Source organism: Thalassotalea coralli (genome assembly GCF_055786205.1).
Genome location: NZ_JBVVBK010000009.1, coordinates 70015 through 96506, shown reverse-complemented (window position 1 = coordinate 96506; position 26492 = coordinate 70015). Strand labels below are relative to the sequence as shown.

The window sequence follows — 26492 nt, the reverse complement described above, 5'->3', positions numbered from 1 at the left end:
GTCATAAAAATACTGACTTTGGTCATTTTTTTCATGACAAATAATGTAGCACTCGTCACTATAATAGAATGACGTCATTTTTAGATAAGATAGCTGGTTATTTGTCGACTCGTGAAGAGTGGGTTTATTTGACGCTGATCGGCTGGAACTTGGTTGGTGGTGCTACTCAATATAGTTTCTCTCCATGGGCTGAATTTCTTACAGCTTTTTTGGTTATCTGTATTGAGCTATGCCCCATTTTGCTTTTTGTTGCTTATCAACAAAAGTTAAAAGCGTCGATTCAATATCGCGCATACCTATGTTTTGGTTTGTCTGTGTTTCTGTTGTGGCCAGTAGTCTTATACGCAATTGAATTGTTGTCTAAAAACTCGATAACAATTCAATCGCTAGATCACTTTTTACCTATTCAGTTTGTTGTCATCTCTTTATTACTGTTCATCAATCAAAAATTAAAAAATCGGGTAACCAAGCGTCAATTGGTTGTGTTTTTTAATCTAGAGTTTTGGTTACTTTTGAGTATGGCGATTTTAGCCGTTATTGTCGCTCTTTGGGTGACATCAGATTTATCACTTTGGCGAGAAAAAAACAGTGTCAATGTTGCTATTAACCTGAATGAAGTACTGCAAAATTTTCCTACCTTTTTAATGATTGCTTTGCAGTTCTTTGGACTATTTTTTACCGGGTATCTATTTTATTTTGTTAATCATTACCTACTTGTTAAGCGTGTATTGAAGAGTAATGGCGCATTTGTGTATTTTCTAGCGGTGTCAGCTTGCTTGATCGTGCTATATCCCATAGTTGCTCAACTTGCGTTGTTAATGCCTATCAATTATATGGGGGAACCAATATTACCGGGTCATGGTAGTAATGCATTTGATCTAAACAATGCTCGTGTTGCCTTTGCTGTTATGATTGTAAGCCTACCTATTGTTTTAAATCTGCAGTGGCATAAAAATGTTGGCAAGCTAACGGCACTGCAGGCAGAACAAACGCAAACTGAGTTAAATTTACTAAAGCAACAAGTTGATCCGCACTTTTTCTTTAATACATTGAATAACCTTTATGCTTTAACCTTGACCAAATCTGATAAAGCTTCTGAGGTTGTGTTGCAGCTGGCTGAATTAATGAGATATGTTGTTTACCAGGGAAAAGAAGATCGTGTTAGCCTTGCAAGCGAAACTAAATATTTACAAGACTATATCAACTTACATTTAATACGAAACAACAAGAATCTAGATGTGTCAGTCGAGTTAGCTGATGCACCAAATGGCGTTATGATTGCGCCGTTATTGTTAGTTGTTTTAGTAGAGAATGCGTTTAAACATGGTGTAGAAAAATCTGAAGGGGATTGTTTTATCAAGATTTTTTTAGAGGTCAAGGAAAAGACTATGTTTTTTAGGTGTGAAAATAGTTTCGAAGAAGATTACACATTAGCTTCTGATACCATTAAAACTGAAGAGGCAAAATCTTCTGGTGTTGGGCTTGCTAATCTTCGTAGAAGGTTAGAGCTTATCTATCAGGAACGTGCTCGATTGGTTGTATCCAATACCAATAATATTTTTAGTACAACGTTGGAAATAGCGTATGACTAAAATACTTTCTGCGGTGATTGTTGATGATGAACCATTAGCACATGACGTGATCATTCAATATGCTAAAGAGTTAGAAAATCTAGATATCATTGATAGCTATTATTCCCCAATAAAAGCATTAAAAGATATCCCTAGTAAAAACGTCGATATTGTATTTTTAGATATTAATATGCCTGCAATCAAAGGATTAGATTTACTGGAGCTATTACCAACTAACCCGATAGTTATCGTTACTTCGGCTCATCAAGAATACGCTTTGAAAGGGTATGATCTCGATGTGTGCGACTATTTATTAAAACCATTTAGATTTGAGCGATTTGTTAAAGCTGTACAAAAGGCGCATAAATGGGCTATTTCTGAGAAAGAATCGTCGTTGGAGCGCTCTGCTAACCTCATTGAAAATAAAACTAATAAAGACGCGATATTTGTTAAAGTTGACCGCAAAAATATACGAGTGCTACTTTCTGATATCGATTACCTTGAAGCCTATGGGAATTATGTAAAACTCTGGGTTAATGGGAACTGTCTTCTTACTCCAAGAACATTAACAAGCTTTGTAGATGAATTGTGTGATTCACATTTTGTTAAAGTGCATAAATCCTATATCATCAATAAAAACAGTGTGCTGAGTATAGAAAACAATTCAATTACTCTAGACTCTAATACTAATATACCTATTGGAAAAAGTTTCAAGAATACCATTCCTTTAATATTAAGGAGTTAGCTGGTACCTGTTATTCTTTTGTCCGTAAAAAGCGTCCATTCATCACGACTTTATTAACCTTTATCATTTCTCATTATTTTCGGTTTCTAATTTAGCGTAATTTACCCTCTGTCAGTTAAATGTGGAGTTAAAAATGAAACTAAATCATCAAATAATCGCAATGTTTATTGGGGCCTTTATTAGCGGGTGTGCAAACTCTTCTGATGGAGAAGTATCTTCATCTTCAAAAGGGTCAGCAAATACTTTTTCTGCGAGCGAAGTATTTAAAGCTGATATGTGTGTTGTGCACAAAAACAGTGTGTGTAAGACAGATTTACATCCAAATAATGAGTTATTAGCAATAGGAAGTTCCCAGCCTGGAGTTACGATCTGGAACAAAAATGAGCGTGAAATCGTCCATATATTACCTCATCCAGAAGGGGTTCCTGCTGTTGAATTTAGTCCAAATGGGAAGCTGTTAGCAACAGGAAGCTATGATTATGGCGTTAGAGTTTGGCGTGTGTCAGACGGTAAATTACTCAAGACCTTTTTGGGCCATGAAGGCTTTATAACGAAATTATCGTTTAGTTCAAATAGTCTGTTGTTAGCGAGTGTGAGCACGGATGATACCGCTAGAATTTGGAATGTAGAGACTGAAGAGCAAACAGTACTAGGTCAGCATGAGGGCGATGCTTGGGGAGTCGCCTTTAGTCCAGACAATGAATATCTACTAAGTTCTGGCGAGGATAGTCTGATTAAGGTCTGGAAAGTCGCAACAGGCCAGTTATCGCACACATTAAAAGAACACTCTGAAGCCGTGCTAGATTTAGCGTTTAGTGATGATGGTAAAGTGTTGGCTTCAGCAGGTGATGATTACACAATCAAGCTTTGGGATGCTCATACTTGGAAATTCATCAAAACACTTAAAGGTGAATCTTACTCAATTTATAAATTAGCTTTTATGCCAGATAGCTCGGTACTCGTTAGTGGTGGTCGAGATAAGGGGTTATTTGGTGAATTCCTGCAGTATCATTGGCAGGTTAATGGTAGTGAGAATGATATTACAATGAGAGCCTGGAATGTTGTGACAGGAGAACAAATAGCAACATTCAATGGACATGCAAATGATGTTACTAATTTGAATTTTACCACAGACGGGCATGAGCTTATTAGTTCTGGTGCAGATGGAAGCATTATAGTTTGGCGTTTATAAGTCGTTTCACATAACAAACTCAAGGTGTACTGCTAAATAACGCTTGGCAGTATACCTTTCCTTTTATAGTATGTAAGCTTATCTTTTGTGGTACACCAGTAAAGTTGAATGTCGTATTTCACTCGAATCGCTGTAATATTTTTAGTGTTTGTTTCTTATATTTCTGCTGCTCAGCAATTAAAAGTAGCAGCTATAGATTGGTGCCCTCAAATCTGCCCTGAAGCGAACGACAAAGGGTATATTATCGATACTATAGACGCGGTTTTTGAAGGTAGCGACTATCAACTCACTATTGACTACTTTCCTTGGTCAAGAGCAATTAAAGGTGTGGAAGACGGCAATTTACATATGCTACTTGCCCCTGCAAAAAAAGAAGCTCCTCATTTAATTTACCCTGAGCAACCTGTCGGCTTTCAGCAAATGTGCTTTTTCACGCTAGAGGGCAGTAACTGGGAATACACGGGGCCAGACTCTTTACTCAATCAAAGAGTTGGCATAGCGCAAGATACCTCGATTGTTGAGTTAAATGACTGGCGCTTAAAGCACCCAGAAGTGTTTCAGTACCAGCCTTATCATGAACGCTTTATAAAACAAAATGTCGGCAAATTAGGCAAGCATAGAATTGATAGCTTTATATTCACACGAAACTCCACCAACTATTTATTGAGAGCAGAGAAAATTAGCAATATCAGGAATGCAGGCTGTGTTAGTAAAGAGCCCGTGTATGCTGCGATAACACCGGCTCTCAACTCAAACATAGATACCAAAGCATTAATATCCTTTATTGATAAACAATTGCAAGCTCTTGAACAACAAGGCCGAATAGCAGAAATAAAACGTAAATATTTGGTTGAGTAGCGATTAGTTATGTATGCGCTTTTTCACAGGAAATTCGTTAATAGGTTCCACTGATTTTCGCCATAAAGCTTCGATTGGCCCTTGTTTCCAATATTGTAGCCAGTTCTTACTGAATAGATACTGAAAAGCCAATATCGATACCCCGAATAGTCCAATGCTCCAAAATGGTACTTGTCCCATTAGGCCTAATCCATAGCCATAAAAAATAAGTACACAAAGCGAAGTTTGCATTAGATATATGGTTAACGACATTCTCCCTAAATAAGTGAGCCACTTAAGAGTGAATGGAATAGCATTTTTGCTTATCTTGAAAAGCAGTGCCAAGTAACAAAGCGCTAGTGTTATGGCACCAAGATGGTAGCATAGCCCTTGAAATAATCCTTGCTGTGTTAATGAAAACGGGCTTCCTGTAAGTGCTTTGATGTAAGCATAAATAAAGTTTAACCCTAGTGCCGCGAGAAACAGAAACACTAGGTTTTTAGTACTAATAAAACACGATAATTTGTCGCCCGTTGATAACAAGCGCATAAAGTAAATACCCAGTAGGAATTGTGCTAGTACTTGAAATGGCCTGCCAGTAATAAGGTATGACATTGGGCGCGGAATTGAGCTATAAATATTAGCGATAAAAACATCAACAGGGTCACTTGATATCCGCATTGCTAAAAGCTCAGTTGTTTCGTAGCCCATACTGTTTTTGAAGCTAAGCGCTACATTTCTAAGAGAAGACCAAAACTCACTGGCTGCCGTAAAGTAAGCTACCGAGTGAATTGCCAGTGGCACTGTAAATAAAATTACCGCTGAAATGAGCAGATTTCTATTAGAAAATTGAATAAAAAATGGCAACAGCATACCCAACAAACTATACAGAATGAGGATATCGCCGTGCCAAACCACCCCCAAGTGGCAAAAACCTATCAATAACAAAACACTCATGCGTTTTCGCCAATATCTGGCAAATGATGTACTTTGTCGTTTTTGATAAAGCAGCAAGAAACTGGCACCAAATAGCATGGCAAATATGGTGTAAAATTTACCTTCAATTAACCAGTCGATACTGAATAATGTTGCTCTATCTAATTTTGAAAGTGCATGTATCTCTTGTAGTTCTAACGAATAAAAACCTGTAAAGCTCATGAGGTTGGCGAATATGATGCCGCATAACGCAAATCCTCTGATCATATCGAGAACTTCTATTCTTCCTTTTGATAATGCTTTATCGCTATGATTAAGCATTACTGCACTCCCTTTAATATTCTTTTTTATTATCAAACGTATGATTTGTGATGTTATAACATATCTTTTATGAGTTGCGCAAAACTTAATTTAACAATCTGATAATTAATTTCGCTTAACAGAGGTTGTGGTTGAGGGTCGATAGTCGAGGATTAGGCTGAAAGGTAGGGTTAAATAATTACTAAAGTTAAAAAAAAGGAGCTTACGCTCCTTTTTGTTTTTATATCCAGAGAAAATTAGGAACTATGGCTGGTAACTAGCATCAAGTGTAATCCCTGAAGAGTTTCTGTAGCCGTAGATTCCTATGTGCCACGTGCCAGCAGCAGGCGAATTGAATGAACAAGATTCTGTATTACCTGAATCCCATGAGCGACAATCAAATGAACTTGAGGTTGGTTGTGAGCCTTGGCGAATGTAAAGATCTGCATCGCCAGTACCACCGCTTAAATTAAAGTCAAGTGTCGACATTCCAGCGGGAATATCAATTGAATAGTATACCCAAGCTCTGCGGTTTACACTAATATCATTAACTGTTGCCGTACCGCCAGTAGCGCCGCCGCCAGTGCTATCTTCAGTATAATCAGCAGTCAATGATGCGCCGCTAAATGTACTATAAGCAACCACGTTAACGTAGTAGGTACCAGCTGTTGGTGCGGTAAATGTACATGATTCAGTGTTACCTGACGCCCAAGAGCGGCAATCATAAGTACTTGTTGTTGGTGCAGAGCCTGAACGAACATATAAGTCAGCATCACCTGTGCCGCCAGACATATTGAACGTTAAATTCGTTGCGCCTGCTGGAACATCAATGGTAAATGATAACGTTGCATCTTTAGCTGCAGCTAATCCTGTTTGAGGTACACCTTTCACTAGGGTATTGCCTGTTGGAGGTGTCGTTGTGCCACCACAGTTAGCCGCTAGGTAATCTGAAGCTGCTTTTGCTTGCACAATACCGTGGCCTGTGCGGTTATCTCTGCCAGCAACGTCGATATCTAGTGCCGTTGCATTTAAACCATTTCTAACTTCAGTTGCAGTACAGTCAGGGTTGTTACTCCACACTAACGCGGCGACACCTGCTACATGTGGAGTCGCCATAGACGTACCGTTATAGTAAGCATAGTCTTGGTTTCCAACAACAGAAAGATTAACGCTATTGCCGATTAAACCCGCTAATGTTTGACCAAGTGCTCGGTCAACAGACACTGTAGGAACAGTTACATCTGCTGGACCATCTACTAGGAATGGGTTTTGTAAGCCTGGGCGTTCTGTATTACCGTAAACAATAACACCAGATGCACCGGCGTCAACACAGGCTTTAACGCCATTAATTTCAGGGTAAGAGCTACCTGCTTGGTTAGCGTTACGTTCAACTAAACAAATGTTTCCTGATACGTTAGAAGCACAGCTGTAGCTTGAACCACTAATAGTACAGCTAGACAAAATACCAGAACCACTACCGTTAATGTCACTAACCACGAAGTTTGAACCACTCTGTACAAAGCGTGTTTGTGGCACTACTTGATCATTGCTATAGGTTGTACCGTTAATGGTAATCGAGCCTAAACGACCATCGCCAGCTACTGTTGATAAAATTGCTTCACCTGGCGCAGACAACTCAACTTGATCTGTGTATTGTGAAAATTCTGCGTGTTGGTTGTTTGAGTCTAAAGCGCCAACTGCAACGACAGAGTCATATGAAGCAGGGTAAGACTTTGTGCTATTACCATCGTTACCAGATGCAGCAACTAGCAAGATCCCGCTGTCTGCTGCAGCTTGTAATGAGTTTCTCTCTGAATTACTAGAACCAGAGCCACCTAAACTCATGTTGATTACTTTTGCACCGTTGTTTGCACACGTATTTACCGCATCAACTAAATCGCCAGCATAACCCCAGCCACTTTCATTAAATACTTTAACGATATGTAGGTTTACATTGGTATTTGGCATAACACCTACAACACCTTCAGTGTTGTTCACGCCGGCAATAGTACCAGCAACGTGAGTTCCATGTGAGCCGCCTGCTTGGTACCAGTTTCCGGTGCCAGAGTTATTTGTTCCGCTAGCGTTATTTGCCGATAAATCAGGGTTAGTTTGCTCATAACCTGAATCGATAATACAAACGGTGGTATTGGCTGCGTCAGCATCACTTACTTGATCAGACTGTGTTTGAGCGATACCCCAAGGTTGGATTTGCGAATAGAAACGACGTTTAGGGTCTGGCTCAATTGACTTAATTGAAGCAATTGAGTGGCCAACCGTTAGTAGCTCTTTCATGTTTTTCATGTGCATAGGCTTAGCCATTTTTAACACATGCTTACCGTTTTTAAGTACTTTTACGTGCGTTAACTCAACCCCCATTTTTTGCGTTAACGAACTTGTTAAAGAGTCACGACTAACTTTACCGTGGTACTCAACAATAAAACGGTCTGTGTAATCAAAGTGTGCCTTTTCAGATTGCATCCAATTTGCAAAGCTTTCTTGAACTTTGTTACCTGCTTTAGGTGATTCCATTTTTTTTAAATCGCTTGCAAAAGCTTGGCTCGATAGTGTCGCGACAGCTATAGCAGTTGCAAGTGTTGATAGTGAATATTTCATCTAACATTCTCCCAGATTTTTATATTTTGCTTGATTTACTCAAGTTCTAATTCTTGACTATGTTGTCGTCATTCATCTTGCAAAATTACCTGAATATTAAATAGCAAAGAGGCGACATAAGTTGTCACAGTTGCGTCTAAGAGTTAAAAAAATGTTACAGTTTAACCTGTTGAAATTTATGGGAAAAGTCATTGTTTGTCGTTTTTGTGTGAAAACTTGTCGCAAAATTACTAGGGACTTTACGAGGAAGAATTAGTATCAGCTAACTTGGATTTAGTTTTGATAATCCTTAGTCGATTCATAACAAAAATAACAATGACTAATACGTGACCGAAACTGTCCACCAATTGGAATTAACATGAGAAAGAGATCAATGAAAAAAATCTTAAGCGCACTCAAATCGCTAGTTCGTATTCGGCCTTCAATTAATTCAGTACTAAAGGCTTATCGTGCAGCAATATTAAACAAGGGAAAAATGAGATACGCCTTAGACATTCTTGAAGTGGCCAAATAAAAGAAAGTGAAAGGCAAATTAAACCTCGTTAGTTAAAGAATCTAGGCTTAGCTAATTTAAAGTCTTTTTATCTTTTAACTTTGTTTTGTTGAAAAAGCAAAGTAAGCCAAATAGTTATGGCTGAAGCTCTTTATCTTTTTCAATTTGTTGTAACTATTTTGTAAAAAAATTATTGACTTTTTTAAGGTGAATACTCATGGTGTCACTAGTTCAAACACTTGTTTGATAGCTGGAATGATTGTGCACTGAAGAAAGGTTTCTCTTAAAAATATAATTGCTCAATCGTTTATTTGAACAGGGGGAGAGCATGTTTCAAACCAAAAAAAATCCGTTAAAACTCGTTAGTGCATCACTAGCGTTTGTATTGTCTATTGTGTTGATTATTTCTTTAAATAATAAAGCAAATCAAGCACAAGAAAAAACGTCTTATTTGATTTCGGCAAAAAATCTAAATGACTTAGAGTCGGCTCTAGGCAGTTTGTCTTTAGAACCAACACACAGGTTAAATATCATTAATTCTGTCGCTGTTTCATTGACTAATGAAGAGTTAAAAACAATCAAAGAAATGGTGGATGTTAAAGTTACGCCAAACTATCAGTTACAGGCTAACAGCGAGGTAACTGATTCAACATCTCATTGGCGCTCAGGGCAAAGGCGCTGGCAGCCACTGGCAGATGTAAATCGAATGATAGGTGCTGATCAAGCTCATGCTGTTTACAATTTTGGTGACGATGTCACTATTGGCTATTTAGACACAGGCTTAGATCAGCTAAATGGCTTGTCACATGATTTATATGGCAATGACAAAGCGTGGGGCACCTATGATGCCATTAATGATACTCTTCATAACTATGATGACGAGGCTAGCGGACATGGGACGCATGTAGCAAGTGTTGCTAACAACAGTGATTATGATATTTATGGTCGAATTTATGGAATTGCACCTAACGCGGCAAGTGTTGGTATCAAAGCCTTTGATCATGAAGGTAAAGCTACGTATGCCGATGTTATTCGCGGTATTGAATGGGCGCTTGAGATAAAAGATGCCATCAACCTGCGTGTACTAAATATGTCGTTTTCAGGGCCTGTGCGTTCATTTTATTGGGATGATCCTTTAAATATTGCCGTGATGAAGGCCTGGCAAGAAGGCATCGTCATTGTGGCATCTGCAGGTAACAATGGTCCTGACCCAATGACAATAGGTGTGCCAGGAAACGTGCCTTATATTATTACTGTCGGTGCTGTGTCAGATGCTTATTCGATTTACAATGAAAGTGATGATTTTCTGGCAACTTTTAGTGCTGCCGGTCCTACTGTCGAAGGGTTTGTAAAGCCAGATGTAATCGCTCCAGGTGGTCACGTTGCCGGTTTGATGTCGTTTGATAGCCAAATCGTACAAGAGCATCCTGAGTTTCATGATGGTGGTCGCTATTTTGAAATGTCTGGTACTTCACAGGCCGCAGCAGCTGTTTCTGGCTTAGTCGCGCTATTGTTAACGCAAGAGCCACACCTCACGCCCGATGAAGTAAAATGTCGAGTGATGAGTGGTGCCAAGATGGCTTTTAAGTCAAATGGTGATCTTGCTTACAGCGTTTTTCAGCAGGGTGCAGGCATCGTTAATGTTAGGGAAACCTTGATTGGCTCTGATAGATACTGTGCTAATCAAGAGTTGGATATTGAGCAAGACTTAACGGGTACAAACCACTTTTATGGGCCGGCTAATATAGATGAATCTGGTAACTACTTTATTGAAGGGTTAGGTGATAAATATAAATGGAAGACAACCGAGTCTGCTCTTGACGGCACAGGTTTTATCTGGAAAAACAACATTGATGTTGATGGATTTATCTGGAAAAATGCGGTTGTAACAGACGGTTTTATATGGAAAAACGCTGTTTTTACCGACGGTTTTATCTGGAAAAATTCTTTGGCATCAGACGGTTTTATTTGGAAAAACAACGTCGATGTTGACGGCTTTATTTGGAAGAACAGTATCGATTTTTCACAAGCAGAAGGAATTTCAGTGAACCATTGGGTAGACCAACAGTAAATTTAACAGCATTCGATTGATACTATCGAATGCTGGCATTTAAGGGGATAACCAAATAGATGTACAGATTAATGCTCGCGCTATTGTGGTTAATCCCCACTTCGTTATTGGCAAAGGATCTAAATCTTTTGCCAAATTTTAGTTCAGAAAACCCACTTTCCTATCAATTTATTCGTAGCATTACCCAAGATAAACAAGGCTTTATGTGGTTTGGTACCCAAGAAGGCCTGCATCGCTATGACGGATATCAGTTTGTAAGCTTTCACCACGACTCGGCTGACTCTAACTCCCTTGGAGCTGATGTTATTAGCCGCGTTTTTGTCGACTCAAAAGGGCGCTTATGGACAGCAACCAGAGGTGGAGGCATTAATTTATTTATCAACGAAAAGCAGGGTTTTTTTAAGTTTCAAGAATCTAGTGAATTTGCAATTGCGCATAATAATGTCAACGCATTACTGGAAGATAGCCAAGGTAAGATTTGGGCGGGAACTGAACAAGGTGTCTCAATTATTTCGGGTGAACAGAGTCTTTGGCAAATTAAACACCTTGAGCACAAAACAGATAAGTTTAATGGGCTTAAACATCATGTCGTTCATACTATTTTGCAGGTTGGCGTCAATGAGATTTGGGTCGGTACGTTAGGCGGGGGAATAAGCGCATTTAATCTTCAGGGCGATTTTATCAAGCATGTAGAGCTAACTTACCAAGGTAAACCTTTGTTGCTGATTAACACCCTATACAAAGATAAAGATAACAATGTTTGGGTAGGTACCGTTGATTTGGGCCTTCATAAGTACAATTTGTCTTCAACGGACATAGAGCATTTTGTCTTTAATTCAGACGATAAAACCAGTATCACCAGTAATACTATCGAAGCCATTATTCAAGACAGCACAGGTCAGATTTGGATAGCTAGTGATAAAGGGTTAATGATATACAACAAAGATAAAGGTAACTTTTGGCAATACCACCACTTAGCGTCTAATCCATATAGCTTAAAAAATGATTTCATTCTCACTCTGTTTGAAGATGATGAACAATTGATGTGGATCGGTACTTTATCTGGCGTTAATCGATGGGATCCTAAATTAACTACTTTTACCCAATTTAATGCGCAAAAGTATCCTGAGTTACAAAACAGTACTGTTACAGACTTCACCGTTTATAACGAAGAAAGTGTTTTGTTCAGTACCTATAGCGGCGGTATTTATCAGTTAAGTAAATCTGAAAATTTGATCAAACCTGTTACTCTCCCACGAGAACTCAGCGACCTTCGTATCATGTCAATTTTGTATGAAAATCAACATTTGTGGATAGGAACTCGTTCTTCAGGTTTGTATTACCTAGATCTAGATTCGTTGAGCTTCAAACACTATCAACATGAAAAGGGTGATGGCGCTTCTTTGTCAGCTAATAGTGTCACCGATATTTTAAAGTCGGGGGCGGGAGATATTTGGGTAGCAACTTTTCATAATGGCATTAACAAATTGGTCAATGAAAAGTTTAAGCGTTTCGTTAAACAAGATGTTACACCGAAATTAGGACCTAGCTCTAATCATGTAATGAGAATTGTAGAAGACAGTTATGGCATGTTTTGGCTCGCAACTTATGGTGGGGGGTTAAATCGTTTTTCTCCTGTGCATGAGACTTTTAGGCATATTCAGCATGATGAGCAAGACGCTAGCACTATCAGTAGTGATTTAGCTTGGCTAGTGTTTATCGATGCCAAAGAAAATATTTGGGTAGGGACACAAGCGGCAGGCTTAAATATGTTGTCTTTAGCTGAACAACAAAGTGATAGCTTTAAGTTTGCTCGAATGAACTTAATCGATGGAATGAAAAGCAGAACCGTTTATGGCATTGCACAAGATCAACAGAGTGGCATTTGGATTAGCACCAATAAAGGTATTTCTCGTTACGATTTCGCAACAGAAAACTTTAAACATTTTGGTTTAAGCCACGGTTTAACCGAACTAGAGTTTAATCATGGTGCGTATTTTACTGATGAAAGCAATACCTTGTATTTTGGTAGTGCTAACGGTGTTACCCGAGTAGATCCCGATAAAATAAATCAAAGTCACGCTGCCCCTAAAATCAGGTTAATTGGCGTTTCTCGATTAAATAAGCCCGTAACTTTCGACCAGCCCCTCAGCTTAGTTAAGAAAGTTTCTTTTGGACATACAGATCAACTCATCTCCTTTGAGTACGTCGGTTTAAATTACAGTGACCCTTATACGACAGAGTATGAATATAAACTACAAGGCTTTGATGAGCAGTGGATAAATGCAGGTAAATCGAGAAAAGCGAATTACACCAACTTACCTTCGGGTGAGTATGAGCTAATAGTTAAAGCGAAAAATAGCGACAATGTTTGGAGTGAACCAACACCGCTAATAAAGGTGTCGATAGCGCCGGCGCCATGGAATACTTGGTGGGCATATACTATTTACGTGGTGCTGATCGCAATTGCGTTGTTGTCATATTCTCGTGCGATAAATAGAAAATTGGTTATAGAGAAGTTAAGACAGCAAGAATTAGAACGACAAGTTATCGAAAAAACAAAAGAATTTGCTGAGAAAAATGAACAGCTTGAAGCAGCTAATAATCAACTCGAAAATTTAGCTATCAAAGATAAGTTAACTAACGCAAAAAGCCGACGCTATATGGATATTTATATCGAACAGGCGTCGCAGCTTTTAACCCAGATTCATGGCAATTTATTACCTGTGCACAGAGGGGTGTTACCGCGCCTCTATGTGGTGCTGATAGATTTATCTTCGACACAGGAAGTAAAAGCGCACCATTTGTTAGATTGTGTTGAATTGCTGAAATATACTGGGAATAAAAATGATATTGTTGTTCGGTTATCAGATCATGTTTTCGCTATCATTGGTAGTGAAAGTGAACAAAAAGCAGCCGAGCTTAGCGAAAGAATAGCCAGTCGAGCTTCGGCAATTGATATAACAATAACAGTCACCGTTGCCTATGGCTTTTTCCCGTTTGATATTGAAAACCCTGCTGCCATTGAGTGGGATAAAATAAACGTTATTTTAGAGCACTTAATATTCTTGATGAAAAAGAGCGGCCGTTATTCGTGGCTAGGTGTTTCTGGCTATAAATCAGAAGCCTTATCTATGATAAAAATTCTTCAATCACAAACGATTGAAGAACTGGAGCAGCAATTACATTTAGTAAAACCAACCAATTTAACGATTAATTAGTTGGCTTTACTTATTGGTTTTTCTGTTGTTGTTGAAATTGTTTTGGTGTGCAGTTAAATGCTTCTTTAAAACATCTGCCGAAATAGGTTTGAGAAGAGAAGCCAACATCCATAGCAATTCTTCCTACTTGGCTGCCACTGAGTAACATCTCTTTAGCTTTAGACAAGCGAAATTCTTTAATGTAATTACTCGGGGTGATCCCAAGTAGCATTTTTAATTTGCGTTGTAATTGCCTTTCACTGGTTGCCATAAGTTTAGCGAGTAGCGATATATCGAGAGAAGGCTCTACGTAATGTTTGGCAATCACAATTTCGAGCTTCTCTAAAAACTTGTCATCTTGAGATTGCATTACCATTGGTGATACCGCCAATTCTTTGGTTTTTTCCTGACTTTCTTCTTTGCGACTTTCTTTAAGTTTCTCTTTGAATTCAGATAAATAGGACTGTTTTAGACTTTCTCTTGTCGATAATAGATTACCCATGCGCGAGAGTAACTCTTGTTGATTAAAAGGCTTACACAAGTAATCGTCTGCGTGCAGAGATAAACCTTTTAGTCTAGTGTCCAAATCGGAGCGAGCCGTAAGCATGACAATGGGCACATGAGAAGTGAGTTCATGTTGTTTTAAATATTGTAACACCTCAAAGCCGTCTATGCCGGTTAACATGAGATCACAGACAATGATGTCAGGAATGTAGTTGATGGCGAGCTCAATACCTGTTTCTCCATCGTCGGCAAAAATGCAGTGAAACTTTTGTTCTATCACTTGTTTTAAATGCAACTGCATGTCTTTGTTATCCTCTATTACTAAGGCTACTAGGTTATGCGCTTTGTTTTTCCTCACTGGCATTTCTGTTTGGGATTGCAGCAGGGCAGTAATATCGTCACTTAACACACTGGAAGGGGCATGATCTTCTTTTTCAATAGGTCTCGCTTTAGGGATGATTAAGGTGAATTTTGTTCCAACGCCTTCTTCACTGGTAAAAGAGATATCCCAATGGTGAGCTTTAACTAGCTCTGCTACTAACGATAACCCGATTCCTACGCCAAAAGCGCCTAATTCTTTATTTTTTTCGTCGCGCTGGAATCGATCAAATATTTTAGATTGCGCTTGTTCGCTAATGCCAATGCCAGTATCTACCACGTCGAGTAATATATTGTCGTTTGAGCTACTCGCTTGCACGCTCACTTGTCCGCCCGAAGGTGTGTATTTAAAAGCATTGGATAACAGGTTGAAGATGATTTTTTCAAATGCTTGTGCATCACTATTTAGCCATAGCTCTTGTTCAAGTGAATAAGAAAAATCTAATTGGTTTTGTTCTGCTAGCTTGCTAAACGAATCTAGGGGCAGTTTCATTAAGGTTGTTAGCTTGAATCGTCCAAGTTGCAGACGAGGGTTAGCAGACACACGAGACAGTTCAAGCAATTGTTCAACCATTCTAACTAGGCGTAAGCCATTCTTCTTAGCTGTGGTTAAGTCTTGAATTTCTTCGCTATTTGTTGACTTCGACAGGTATTGGTCGAGTAAGCCATTAATGATAGTAAGAGGTGTTCTAAACTCATGAGATACATTCGCTAAAAACTGATCCTTCTGATCAAGCGCTTTTTTCTCAGCAAGTTTTCTGTCGGTTAAATTAATGATAGTAATAACCACGACCGCACCTTGTTCACGTTCGGCCCATTGCAATTCTACTTGAGCTGGAAAGGTACTGTTGTCCGAGCGTCTAGCGACAGACTCTGTGGTAATTCCATGATCCTGACGCTCAAGTTTATTTAAGTTACTTTGGTAATTAAAAAAGAAATGCATTTCGTCATTGTTATCAAAGAGTGATGAAACATGCTGGTTTAAAAGCTCTTGTTCTAATGCTTGAAACATTTGAACCGCTGCTGGATTGGCTGACAATAGTTTACCATTTGGCGCACTGGTTAAAATGGCATTGTTTGATGCTCTAACTATGGCTTTTTCTTCACTGTTTAACAGTTGCTCGGAAAGGTTTTGAATCTCTTGCTTTTGACGGTAATAGGTTTTTTCAAATCTTGAGTTCGTCTCTTTTGCGTGCGTTAGCAAAGCATGCTTTCGCTTTTGAAAAAAGAGTAAAAATAACGCAGAGAATGCTAACCAGCAAACCAAAATTAAGTGCTGCGACGGATTTACTTCGATAGATTCCGACCAAGCTATAGCGGCAATATGACCAGAAACAAATAATACTGAACATAGGATGATAAAGCTTTCTTGGCTAATTTTTTCTAGCCCTTTGCCATCAAATTGGTTGACGGCTTTCAAGTCGATAATTGCTTTTGAGACTATCGTAGCTGTGGTAATACACAAAATTAAACTTAAAGGAGGAATATTGGCCGCTAACGGGCGTTCTATGATGGTTAACACATTTACTAGATGCAAAATTGTTGCAGCAATAAATAGTACATAAACCTTTTTCCAATCGTTAACATTGGTTTGTAAAAACGCCAGAGCCAACCTCATAACAAGTAGGCAGGTTGCTAGACATTGGAAGTATAAGGTATTTTGAAAAAATGCGTTTTCATCATTGCTTACTTCGGGGGTAATAATAAGGTAAGCAAAAGCAAGAACCACGGCTATTAAGCTCGGCAAGTAATCGCCTATTTTCTCATGACTTGTGTCGTCAGTGCGGTGAGGACGTGCTTCTAGTGAGAAAAATAAAAATAAGAAAACTAATAAGTTTAATAAGGTGACTATGTTTACTTGATGGCGACCAACGTTCAGCAAATGCGACACAGATAACAAGAGCAACATGAAGAGTGCTATCGAAAAATAACGAGAAAAAAGTCTTTTGCCCGAGTACTGTGTTGATTTTGAAATTTGCCAGGTTAACCCTGTAGACAGCAACAAGGTCACTGGCAACATGAACGCAATCTTGTCTGAATAAATATTGAGTGTTAAAGACATGCTAGAAACTATCAAAATGGCTAAACAGCTGAAGAAGGCATACTGGTAGAGTTTTAAAGGCAAAAGGGAAGTCTCCAACTTGATATTTGTTGTTATATTTATCGTTGTTTTTATCCTCTATTTATAGCAAAAAATGGTAAATTTTTATAGTTGTGAAGATCAAAGAGATAAGGATATTCGACAACAATTCTATACACTCAAATGTCCCGATAGCATTGCTGGAATGGCTAGCTAGGTCAGGGGGGAATTTTACACTAACCTAGCTGGATTTATCTGTTTCGATATTGGTGAACTTATTTGAAGTTGAGTTATTTTAAGTTATTTATTGTTGCCAGTGTTAGCTGCTAGTTTCATCTTTAAAAGACTTTGCCGCCTGGTTATTAGGATCTTGCCTTAATACTTTATCGATAATTTTACGCGCTAGTTTGGGGTTATTTTGCTTCAAAGAGTGTGAATAGCTAACCCACATGTTGTGATCTTGTTGAGTAAAGTTTTCTAACGCTTGGTTAAAGCCATTATTTGCCTTTTCAAAAAGTGCGGTGTTGTTTTGTTCTCTACTGAGCTTAACTAGCTTTTGCCAGGCAAAAGGGGAGTTTGGGTAAAGTTCTGTCAGTCCATACCAGGTGCGTTTCGCCGCCTTGATATTGTCTAGGGCGTAAAAACGGTCCCCCCAACGATTAATAAAATAATGCTTAAACCTACTTTCACTATGTTGCCATAAATCAAATGCCTCGCTGAAGTAGCCAAGCTTTAAACTATGCTGGGCGGTATTTGTTGTAAGTGAGAGCAAATCTTCAGAGCTTTGCTCAAGTTGATAAAAATGACGGCTTGTCTGATAAGCTTCTTTTAGTTGCGCATAATCTACCTTTTGCTGAGCGATATTGAGTAATGAGTAATCTAAAAAAAACTGTGTAATCGCTTTATCGAAAGCAAGTGGCAAAATGGATTGATGGGTAACAGAGGCTTCTTCGGCAATTGTTAAATAACTATTGTCGTTAATGTTACTAAGAGCCGACTCTTGATTAAGCTTTTTCAACAGGATTTGTGTATCAGTAGGGTTTCGTTGCTCAGTAAAAAACAATATTTTGTTGTCACCACGGTAGTATTTTAACGTCTCTGCTGACTCCTCAATGTAACTAACGTCAGGAAAAACGGGTGAAATTGCAGATATCGTCTGAAACTTTGGTAACAAAACATCGCTGTTGTTTAAGGTAAAAGCGGCTGTATACGAATAGGCGAACAACATCTTTTTATTGAGTGTGCGATACTGTTTATCGAGAAAGGCTGTTAGCTCATCAGCGATAAATTGACTGAACGTATCACCTGCACTTATCGCTGAACCGTACCAGTTTTCTTGCTCTACTACTGCAATTATCACGTCTGGCATGAGCTGTTGTTTTTGCAGTAATTTAACCGAGCTTATTAGCTGATTTTCTAAATTATCGAGATAAAAGGAGTTGCTGTTTAACAAAACCAAAAGTGGGTAGTGCCGACCACTATTTTTAGCATAGCTTTCAGGTAAGTGCAGCGTAATTTGTTGAGCTTTTCCTAACAGTTTAGAAGGGATTGTTAAACGTAATCCTTGATTATTGAGTGGATGGTCAAGTTGCGGCCCTGCAACAGCATCCTTTGATTTAGCTAACGCGATATTCGAATGCAAAACACTAAAAAGCAATGCAATTAGAATCAGCAATTTATTGGTATACATTTTATTGATAAACACAAGGTAATCCGTTATTTGAAACAAGTTGGTATTCGTTGTTCTAGCCTGTCGTTGTCGTGAATAAACTGCAATAAGATAAAGCTGATGTTTAGCTGATGTTAATGTGTTGCCAGCTAATTTTATTGATAACAACAAGTTAAGAGGTGAGCGTTAACTAGACACTGCTAACGACCTCTGGGTAAAATGACAGACATAACCACCTGAATGTTGCTTTATGAATACACATCGCTTTTATATTAACGACAGCTTTGTCGATTTATCTCGTTCGATCATTGTTTATCAAGAGCAAGACATTTCGGTAGAACCTAAAATGTTAAAGGTTTTATTGTTACTTGCTGAAAATGCAGGTGAAGTGGTTACGCATCAAACGATAAAAGAGCAAATATGGCCTAATGTCGAAGTAGTACCAAATGCATTGCAACGTTGTATTGCTCAATTGAGAAAAGCATTAGGTGATGATGCCAAAGCGCAACAGGTTATAAAAACACACCCTAAAGTTGGTTATTCGTTAGTAGGAAAAGTTCGCTGGCAAGATATACCTAAAACTGATACCGAGTTAGCCGCTGATAAAGTTAGTGAGAAAAGCAAATCTACTGTGACTCAAGGTACCGCACTTCACTATGTTTATTTATGTGTTGCTATGGTACTTTGTATTGCTCTCTGGGCGTTTTTATATACAGATAATACCACCAAACCTAATGTATATAGCCAAATTAAACAACTTACACAAAGTGATGAAAACGATCTATTCCCAATATTCTCACCCGATGGCGAATATTTGGTTTTTTCGAGAAATATGGACTTTTGTCAAAGCCATATTTGGGCGAAACATTTAGCCAGTGGTCAAGAATTTCAATTAACGAAACAAGCGGCTAATTTTGGGCGTGCTAGCTTTTCCAAAGATGGCGGCGAATTAGCGGTTGCGCTTCAAAAAGCCTGTCTTAAACAAGTTGAAAATGACTTAACGGTAGAGCAGCAAAAGAAACCTCAGCAATGCTGGTCAATTCAAACGATGGATTTTGCTCAGGCAATTAATGGACAGGCGGATATGGTAGAGCGTTATCAGTGCTCTGAAAACCCTATCGAACTTGTTTATGCTCTAGATAACAACCGTTATAGCTTTTTAAGTCTACAAGATAACCGTTATCAGCTTGATGTTTGGGATGGCAGACAAAGTAAACTTGCCAGCTTTCATCAACAAATTGACAAGCGCATCTACTTTTATGCTTTTCATGGCGCTAGCCAGCGTTTTGCCGTGATAAGTCGAGATAAAGATAACACTGACTGGTTAACTATGCTTGATCTTCAAGGAAACCAGGTTAGCCAAGTTGCTATCGAACGACCGGCGATTCAAGGTACCTATCAGTTTGTTGAACCTAGCTTTGCACAAAGTGGAAAGTCGTTAATTTATTCAAACGGTGCTGGCGCTTTTACTTTATCTTTCAATGGCAAAGTTTCACCAATTGAATTGCCTGAAAACGGTTTGTTCTTCTTATCAATGCACCCTAATAAGCACTTGTTGGCAGCTATACGCGGGCAGGTTGATAGTGATATAGCGTTGATAAAACTGAATGACTTAGCTGCGCCTAATCTAGACTCTAACGCTAGCTTTAGCGGTGAAGAGTCTACAAAAGGAAAAGAAACTTCAGTTGCATTTAATCAAGTGTATTTGCCTTACCCAAGCCTTTCTCGCACAACGGCACAAGAATATTCTCCTAAATTTCAGCCAAACGGTGACTTGATAGCATTTGTTTCTAACCGAACGGGTGAAGATCAAATTTGGTTATTAGAGCAAGGGCAAGCGCGAAAGCTAACCTCTTTCGAAGGCAACAGCGTTATCGACGTTATTTTCTGGTCGCCTGATGGTAAATCTATCGCCTTTGTTCAACACGATAGTATTAAAATTGTCGATCTAGCAGGCAAGCTTTCCAGTGTAGAACCCAATGTAGCCGTTCGATATATCAGCCACTGGTATCTCGACAATACCATGCTTGTTATTGCTAATGGCGAAAAAGTCAGAGAATTGTTTTTGTTAGACCTTACAACGGGAGAAGCTAAGTCTTTAGGTTATGATCAGCTGGAAAAAGCATGGTTTTATCAAGAAGGCCTATTGCTGTTAGACAGAGAAAGAAATCTTTGGCAAGTGGCAAATGATCAAGCATCATCACAAGGGATTGATAAGCAACTGCTAGCACAAGGTGCGCGCCTAGCGATTTTACCAGCCGACAATGTATTATCTAATAATAACAACTCCGCCAAGAACAAGCATAGCCTTTATTGGATTAATCACGAGCAACGTGTGTTGCATCAACTTGATTTAAGTGATTTGTCGTCAAAGCCAATAATGACTTTAAAACCCAAGACCTCATTTATTTCCGATATACGGGGTAATTTATTGCTAACGGAACAATATATAGCCGCTAAAAAAGAAGTAGTGTTGGTAGAATAGTGATCAAGTAACTTAATCTACCTTACTGATTTTGTTATTAATAATTAGGCAACATGAAAACCTCAGCTATTCATCAGCTAAAGCTAAGCTAGTTCACTGGTTGTTAGCTACATAAGACGATAAAAAGCCTGTTCGACGAAAAATTATTTTTTGATAAGTACAGGTTTACTATGTTTTTTAACAAAGCGCATAAATTTTTAAAAATAGCCCTCCCTAAAGTTATCTACTTCAAAAAAAGACTTCTTAAGGACTGTTTTGGTTTGACTCGTTTACTTTCTTTGCTAGCTATAATGTTCTTGATAAGCAAGTCAGCTATAGCCAGTGACCTTACCATTAAGCCTGTGAGCAACGGCTTCTCTAGCGTTAAAATTAACGAAGATATTTCTTTAGATATTTATCAGCCCGAGTTGAGCTCCCCAGATGAAAAATTGATCACACTCTTTGTGATGGACGGTCAGCATTATTTCTATAACGCGATTGGTTATCAAAAAGCACTAAGACCTGGTGCTATGGTGTTTACTGTTAGCCCTAAATATTTAGTGGTGAGTATCAATACCACAAAGATTTCTGAAAATTCCACTAGGGGCAGAGAGCTTACCAGCCAAGCGCAAGGCTTTGCTGATCTATTAGCAAACACAATCGTGCCTTTTATCGATAAAAATTATCCGACGGCAAGTGAGAAATTTTATTTTGGCTGGCAGTTTGCGGCGATGTTTGGCTTAACAGTATTTAATGAATATCCAAATTTGTTTGATGGTTACTTGCTTGCTAGCGGTCCGTACTACGGTGAGCAGCAGCTAAAAAATACAGAGCAGGTATTAAAAGCTAATAAAGACTTAAACACTAAGTTTTATTTATCTTTAGGTAAACAAGAAAAGCACGCAATACCGGGGCATGAGTCACTCACTGCGTTATTTGAAAAGTATCCTGAATCAGGTGTTCATTGGAAATATAACTACTTTGATCGTTTTTCGATGCGCTACGATCATTTCACTTCTCCACTAGATGCACTAACCCATGGATTAGAGTGGTATTTCGACGGCTATTCCGAGATCTTGTTTTACTCTATGGCCGACTTTGACGAGTTTGGAGGAATAGCAGCTGTTAAAGGCTATTACAAGGAGCGTGCCAAACGCTTTAATATCAGCGACCAAGTAGCTGGGCCAACACAATTCAGTTTATTCCGCTATGCCGTAGAAGAAGACAATATTGACAAGTTTAATCAATTTGAACAGGCGTTTGGCACATATCAAGTGACTGGCTGGCATAACTTTTTCGCTAAGTTTTTTATTAAACACGGTATGACAGAACGCGCTGAAAAAGCTTACCTAGCTGCGCTAGAAACACGAGCAGATGATCATAGATATTGGGCAGCACTCGCCAAGTTATACAAGAATACGGGAAAGCCACAAGAAGCGATAAATGCTTATCAAAGTGCGATAAAAATTAATACTATCTCTGAAGCGGTGCTCGAAGAATATCGACAAGAAATTGAATTGTTGTCAGAAAGGAATTAGCGATTCTTACATACGATGAGTATTAACTTTTTTACTAAATCTATGCTTTTAAGACCGGTACACGAAGGACTTTTAATACAAAAGTTGCTTAATGAAGACAGCTACACTATAAATGCAATTATCTTTTTTATCGTCGACTTAGCAGGTTTCTTTTTCAGTGCTAAAGTTAAGATATTTCGTTGAATAAGGAGCGTTTAAGGGTGAATAAAGCTACTAAAAAAACACTTAAAATCGTAGGTTTTACTATCGGGCTAGCCGCAGATATTGTGGTTAGCTCAACAATAGTGCAGCAACTTTTTCATTTATATTACTCAGCGTAATCGTTATGCACGTTTCACCCAGTTGGAAAGGTGGCGCTTTAGATCAGGTAATTGCTCTGGACCAAAAATTTTTACACCAAGCTCGTTAGCACGAAGCCAGTCATTGTGTGATACAGGCTTAAGCGTTACTAAAGCTCCTCTTGCACTAAACCCGCCGAGTATTTCTGCTAAAGCATCCAATTGATAAATAATAGATTTAACTTCACCACTAGGAAATGTTTTCGTTTTACACTCTAGAATATGGAGTTTGTTATTGGCAAGCAGAGCCACATCTAATTCATTTTCCAACATTTCTTGGTTGCGCACGACTTCTACACCCCAGCTCACGTCTTGAATTGTTGTCACGGTTTCTTTTAGTTGACCTATGAATGCGAAGGTAACGTATTCTAACCAACCACCAGCAATGATTTTTTTTAGCTCATGATGACGGAAATGAAGACGGTTTTTGTTGTCTAATTGAGCCCAGCCGAGCTTATTAAGGTCATTAATAAGCCGGCGGAAAACCGGTTCTTTATTCAAGTAACGCGTTAACGGCTTAGAAATATTGGCGCTGTCGGTTGCCATGGTAATTTTGTTAAGTAGCCCAAATCCATGCTGGAAATTCTTTGCTCCTTTTAACCATTTTTTAAGTGTTGGCATACACTTGTTGCTTAGGTAATCGACAGATTCTTGTTGATTATTTATTTCACTGCCATAGGCACGAAAAAAGTTTCGCAAACAGATCGTATCTGAAACATTTAACGTTCGCTCTTGCTCTAATGTCAGCCAACTAAGCTCATCGGTTTGTACGTCTATTAGATAGCAGTTTATTTTGTGCCTTAACGCAAAGGTATGAGCGGCCAGCACTTGCCAGCGATTTCCGCAACTTAAATTGAAATAGTAATGACTTTGCTTGTCTATAGTTAACTTGGCTAAAACTGAATGTAGCTGTTGTTGTCGCTCTGTAACGCTAGCAGGTTTAATTTCGATAAAAGAAACTTCAATGTTATGTTCGCTGGCGACTTTAGTAAAAGCACTTAGCTTAGGCGCCATGAGTGGTTCATATAAGTAAACGGCTTTAACAACAGAGATTCTTTTATCAAGCAAAGGCGATATAGCATGGATAGCATTGTTATCTAAAAAGCCGATATGAATAGCTGGCGCTATTTCTGAATGTGGTAACTCTGAGTCGCTGTTTGCATTTGTAAGCCTTTCCATGTGGGGGCTTTCGAGCCTGTCGAGCATAGTATGGTCTTTTATCCCTTTTGAATTTAATCACTATACAAAAGGAAAAGCATTTATCCCATAAAAAGTTACTTACTTTTTAAAGGTCTATCGACTTTTTATATTAAAACTTCTCATTGAATAAATTTATATTCTCCGTCCTTTTGTAGGAAAGAGCCGTTGTACCAATTTAGTCATCATAAAGAAGACGCAGGCAAAAACTATTAATTTAATCCCTGAAAAGATTAACCCTTCAGATAAGTGAAAAGGGTTGAAATCGCTTTCTAAGCCAAGTGAGATAACTTTGAAAAAAGCGACAGTTAAAAAAGTTGCGATGATAAGTCTCATTTTAATTTCTCCTTAAGGTTTTGGTCAAAACTGGAAAGGCCATGAAACATAAATAACTTCTTGTTCCCATAATACGTTCCTTGCGACTAAAGAGTTTAGAATTGCAAATAGCTATCTGGTGCCAAATACTTAGACGATATCAAAACACCTAGTACTAAACTTAAAACTAACACGAGCGGTTTATTAAGTTCTTTTCTCGTGAAACGGGACCAAACAAATAGAGTCACCAAAAAAATTGTTAATAGGTCTTTGATTATTGCGAGCATTTATCGAATCCTTTTAGTTATTCCTTTTCTGTTTTTCCTCTATTTTTATGTCATAAGTTAGGCTGCTTAGCTCATGGCATAAAGGTGAAGAAGGTTGACAAGCATGTGCACAATTATCGCTAGGTAAAGGCCGTTGCTTTTATCTGCGAGATAACAAAACACGAATCCACTCAAAAATATTGCTAGGTAGTAAGAAAAGCCCGCTTCATAGCTGAAATGTATCAGCGCCCAAAGTAAGGTACTGATAAACATACCTAGTACTTTTAAAGACTCTTTTTTAAAGCGTTCGTATAAAATCCCCCTGAAAGCAATTTCTTCTAATATTGGAGATAAAATAACTAAGGAAATAAAGTTTACAATGTATGACGTTTTATCTGCGGGAAATGCTGATACACCTGTTCCACCGAATACAGTAAAAACGATTTTGTCTATCCCGTATATTGCCATGAAGCCATAAAAAATGATTATTAGCTGGTCTCTATTAAATGGCTTAATCCTCTTGAACTGAGTATTGCGACCCAGTAAAAAAATAGCTAAAGCAAAAGCTAAGTAATAAACAAACAACTTATATTCAGAATCTAAGGATTCGATAAATTGGAGTGCAATCACGTAAAGTAATATGGGTAAAGTAACTAGTCCCATTGATAAGAGTGTAAGATTTAAATATTTCATTACTCGAGAAAATCTAAGGTATAAATCCTGAACATGGAGATGCAGCTTATTCTTGTAGCGCGCTATTCTTTATATTTGATTGAGACAAAAGTTAGCGTGCTAATAAGGAAAAGCCAAACAATAGGTGCAGCACTAAAAATCCAGTCATCAACCCAAGTTACTTTAAATTCACCAAATTGGTTCAACGAGGAGATGCCCGAATATATCCACTGCATTACTAACAATATTGAGAAAACGTCTAAAAATAAGCGGATAGAGTGTCGTAATTTGTGCTTTTTTAATTTATTTATTTCTTTACGGATAAAAGTGTTCATTGGTTTCCTTTCCTTAGTTAAAGTAAATAGGTGCGAATGTGGAGTTGGCTTGTGCGCTTTGATTAAACAAGTAAGACTTGTAAACCCAAAGCGTTTAAAATCTTACTTGCGCCTAGCGGCCTAAAACTTGGCTATCAGGCTATTACTCAAGTGTTTTAAAGTAGAGGATCATTTGGATTCTCGGCTCTAATGGCTGCTGGATCTGAAGTTAGAATTCTAATGTTTTCTTCCGAGTATGCATGATCAGCCATCCAACGCCCAACTCCTCGCCAAAAATTGTCCCATATGCCAGCACCTGTAACTTGTGATATTTCTGCACTGTTTAATTCTTTCATTTGGCTGTTCCTTTTGCTGCAAGTATTTCCGTCTTTCTTTCTATGAAGCCTTGTTCAAGGTTTTCTGCAGCATCATCTATGATAAAGGCTGCCCCAATTGCTTCGAAAGCGGCTCTTACCCAAATCCAGCCCCCGTTAACTTCTTGTAATTCATTTACGCTTAATTCACGCATTTCTACTCTCCTTGTATTCGACGTTTTTCGTCGAGTTAACCTGTGTTGGCATGTTTACCAACGATTTTGTTTTTGACCTTAAGTTAGTCGAATTTTAATTTAGCAGGCGAGAGGATTAGCGCAATGGGATAAAGTTGCACCTTAATGTTGAACCTTTTTAAATCAATGATTTTTATGGTAAATATGAATGTTGTATTTATGTTGTGAAAATGTTGTGGCGATTTTTAGGGGGTAATTTTGATAACTGTAGCCCCTAATAAAGCATTA

Annotated in this window: 17 protein-coding genes; 8 read left to right on the top strand and 9 right to left on the bottom strand. The window is 38.4% G+C overall.

Going from position 1 to position 26492, the window contains the following annotated elements:
• Window positions 1–68 precede the first annotated feature (68 nt).
• From ACOB80_RS19490 to ACOB80_RS19475, 4 genes are all read left to right on the top strand, one after another.
• The gene (locus tag ACOB80_RS19490; RefSeq protein ID WP_473167546.1) at window positions 69–1592 is read left to right on the top strand and encodes a sensor histidine kinase; all 1524 of its coding nucleotides are present in this window, start codon (window positions 69–71) and stop codon (window positions 1590–1592) included.
• On the top strand, window positions 1585–2316 hold the full coding sequence (locus ACOB80_RS19485) for a LytR/AlgR family response regulator transcription factor (protein ID WP_473167545.1): 732 nt from the start codon (window positions 1585–1587) through the stop codon (window positions 2314–2316). Before ACOB80_RS19490 ends, ACOB80_RS19485 begins: the two co-directional genes overlap by 8 nt.
• Before the next feature lie 133 nt (window positions 2317–2449).
• Complete coding sequence (locus tag ACOB80_RS19480; RefSeq protein WP_473167544.1) at window positions 2450–3508, top strand: WD40 repeat domain-containing protein; 1059 nt, start codon at window positions 2450–2452, stop codon at window positions 3506–3508.
• A gap of 108 nt (window positions 3509–3616) precedes the next feature.
• Window positions 3617–4366 carry a substrate-binding periplasmic protein gene (locus ACOB80_RS19475; protein ID WP_473167543.1) on the top strand — a complete coding sequence of 250 codons (750 nt, stop codon included), beginning with the start codon at window positions 3617–3619 and terminating at the stop codon, window positions 4364–4366.
• A gap of 3 nt (window positions 4367–4369) precedes the next feature.
• Here the strand turns inward: ACOB80_RS19475 and ACOB80_RS19470 are convergent, their stop codons facing one another.
• Both ACOB80_RS19470 and ACOB80_RS19465 read right to left on the bottom strand, forming a co-directional pair.
• The gene (locus ACOB80_RS19470; protein ID WP_473167542.1) at window positions 4370–5602 is read right to left on the bottom strand and encodes a DUF418 domain-containing protein; all 1233 of its coding nucleotides are present in this window, start codon (window positions 5600–5602) and stop codon (window positions 4370–4372) included.
• Between the two features lie 243 nt (window positions 5603–5845).
• A complete protein-coding gene (locus ACOB80_RS19465; protein ID WP_473167541.1) occupies window positions 5846–8197 on the bottom strand; it encodes a S8 family serine peptidase in 2352 nt (783 codons plus the stop codon).
• 821 nt (window positions 8198–9018) lie between these two features.
• Between ACOB80_RS19465 and ACOB80_RS19460 the strand changes: the two genes are divergently transcribed.
• Both ACOB80_RS19460 and ACOB80_RS19455 read left to right on the top strand, forming a co-directional pair.
• Window positions 9019–10761, top strand: a complete 1743-nt coding sequence (locus tag ACOB80_RS19460; protein ID WP_473167540.1) for a S8 family peptidase — start codon at window positions 9019–9021, stop codon at window positions 10759–10761.
• A 128-nt stretch (window positions 10762–10889) separates the two neighbouring features.
• Entirely contained in the window at window positions 10890–13982 is a 3093-nt protein-coding gene (locus ACOB80_RS19455) for a ligand-binding sensor domain-containing protein (RefSeq protein WP_473167539.1), read from the top strand.
• 10 nt (window positions 13983–13992) lie between these two features.
• On the opposite strand, the gene ACOB80_RS19450 is transcribed toward ACOB80_RS19455, so the two are convergent.
• Together ACOB80_RS19450 and ACOB80_RS19445 are read right to left on the bottom strand one after the other, a co-directional pair.
• A complete protein-coding gene (locus tag ACOB80_RS19450; protein WP_473167538.1) occupies window positions 13993–16905 on the bottom strand; it encodes a hybrid sensor histidine kinase/response regulator transcription factor in 2913 nt (970 codons plus the stop codon).
• Window positions 16906–17242: 337 nt separating this feature from the next.
• Window positions 17243–18628, bottom strand: coding sequence for an alpha/beta hydrolase-fold protein (locus tag ACOB80_RS19445; protein WP_473167537.1), 1386 nt, complete (start codon window positions 18626–18628; stop codon window positions 17243–17245).
• A 214-nt stretch (window positions 18629–18842) separates the two neighbouring features.
• Between ACOB80_RS19445 and ACOB80_RS19440 the strand changes: the two genes are divergently transcribed.
• Together ACOB80_RS19440 and ACOB80_RS19435 are read left to right on the top strand one after the other, a co-directional pair.
• Complete coding sequence (locus ACOB80_RS19440) at window positions 18843–21077, top strand: winged helix-turn-helix domain-containing protein (protein WP_473167536.1); 2235 nt, start codon at window positions 18843–18845, stop codon at window positions 21075–21077.
• A 260-nt stretch (window positions 21078–21337) separates the two neighbouring features.
• Window positions 21338–22594, top strand: coding sequence for an alpha/beta hydrolase-fold protein (locus tag ACOB80_RS19435; RefSeq protein ID WP_473167535.1), 1257 nt, complete (start codon window positions 21338–21340; stop codon window positions 22592–22594).
• A 323-nt stretch (window positions 22595–22917) separates the two neighbouring features.
• Here ACOB80_RS19435 and ACOB80_RS19430 read toward each other — a convergent pair whose 3' ends face one another.
• The 5 genes from ACOB80_RS19430 to ACOB80_RS19410 all read right to left on the bottom strand — a co-directional run bounded on the left by ACOB80_RS19430 (window position 22918) and on the right by ACOB80_RS19410 (window position 26225).
• The gene (locus tag ACOB80_RS19430; protein WP_473167534.1) at window positions 22918–24111 is read right to left on the bottom strand and encodes a Card1-like endonuclease domain-containing protein; all 1194 of its coding nucleotides are present in this window, start codon (window positions 24109–24111) and stop codon (window positions 22918–22920) included.
• A 686-nt stretch (window positions 24112–24797) separates the two neighbouring features.
• Window positions 24798–25178 (bottom strand): CPBP family intramembrane glutamic endopeptidase, encoded by a 381-nt coding sequence (locus tag ACOB80_RS19425; protein ID WP_473167533.1) that lies wholly within the window; start codon window positions 25176–25178, stop codon window positions 24798–24800.
• A 287-nt stretch (window positions 25179–25465) separates the two neighbouring features.
• Entirely contained in the window at window positions 25466–25717 is a 252-nt protein-coding gene (locus ACOB80_RS19420; RefSeq protein ID WP_473167532.1) for a hypothetical protein, read from the bottom strand.
• A gap of 155 nt (window positions 25718–25872) precedes the next feature.
• Entirely contained in the window at window positions 25873–26052 is a 180-nt protein-coding gene (locus ACOB80_RS19415; protein WP_473167531.1) for a hypothetical protein, read from the bottom strand.
• Window positions 26049–26225: a hypothetical protein gene (locus ACOB80_RS19410; protein WP_473167530.1), complete on the bottom strand. Its 177-nt coding sequence runs from the start codon at window positions 26223–26225 to the stop codon at window positions 26049–26051. The genes ACOB80_RS19415 and ACOB80_RS19410 overlap by 4 nt, the downstream gene beginning before the upstream one ends.
• Between the last annotated feature and the right edge of the window lie 267 nt (window positions 26226–26492).

Coding starts and splice junctions, on each gene's coding strand:
- ACOB80_RS19450 (WP_473167538.1), bottom strand. CDS start 16,905: ATGTCTTTAACACTCAATATTTATTCAGACAAGATTGCGTTCATGTTG.
- ACOB80_RS19465 (WP_473167541.1), bottom strand. CDS start 8,197: ATGAAATATTCACTATCAACACTTGCAACTGCTATAGCTGTCGCGACA.
- ACOB80_RS19480 (WP_473167544.1), top strand. CDS start 2,450: ATGAAACTAAATCATCAAATAATCGCAATGTTTATTGGGGCCTTTATT.
- ACOB80_RS19490 (WP_473167546.1), top strand. CDS start 69: ATGACGTCATTTTTAGATAAGATAGCTGGTTATTTGTCGACTCGTGAA.
- ACOB80_RS19415 (WP_473167531.1), bottom strand. CDS start 26,052: ATGAAAGAATTAAACAGTGCAGAAATATCACAAGTTACAGGTGCTGGC.
- ACOB80_RS19440 (WP_473167536.1), top strand. CDS start 18,843: ATGAATACACATCGCTTTTATATTAACGACAGCTTTGTCGATTTATCT.
- ACOB80_RS19430 (WP_473167534.1), bottom strand. CDS start 24,111: ATGGAAAGGCTTACAAATGCAAACAGCGACTCAGAGTTACCACATTCA.
- ACOB80_RS19460 (WP_473167540.1), top strand. CDS start 9,019: ATGTTTCAAACCAAAAAAAATCCGTTAAAACTCGTTAGTGCATCACTA.
- ACOB80_RS19420 (WP_473167532.1), bottom strand. CDS start 25,717: ATGAACACTTTTATCCGTAAAGAAATAAATAAATTAAAAAAGCACAAA.
- ACOB80_RS19470 (WP_473167542.1), bottom strand. CDS start 5,602: ATGCTTAATCATAGCGATAAAGCATTATCAAAAGGAAGAATAGAAGTT.
- ACOB80_RS19410 (WP_473167530.1), bottom strand. CDS start 26,225: ATGCGTGAATTAAGCGTAAATGAATTACAAGAAGTTAACGGGGGCTGG.
- ACOB80_RS19425 (WP_473167533.1), bottom strand. CDS start 25,178: ATGGCAATATACGGGATAGACAAAATCGTTTTTACTGTATTCGGTGGA.
- ACOB80_RS19475 (WP_473167543.1), top strand. CDS start 3,617: ATGTCGTATTTCACTCGAATCGCTGTAATATTTTTAGTGTTTGTTTCT.
- ACOB80_RS19485 (WP_473167545.1), top strand. CDS start 1,585: ATGACTAAAATACTTTCTGCGGTGATTGTTGATGATGAACCATTAGCA.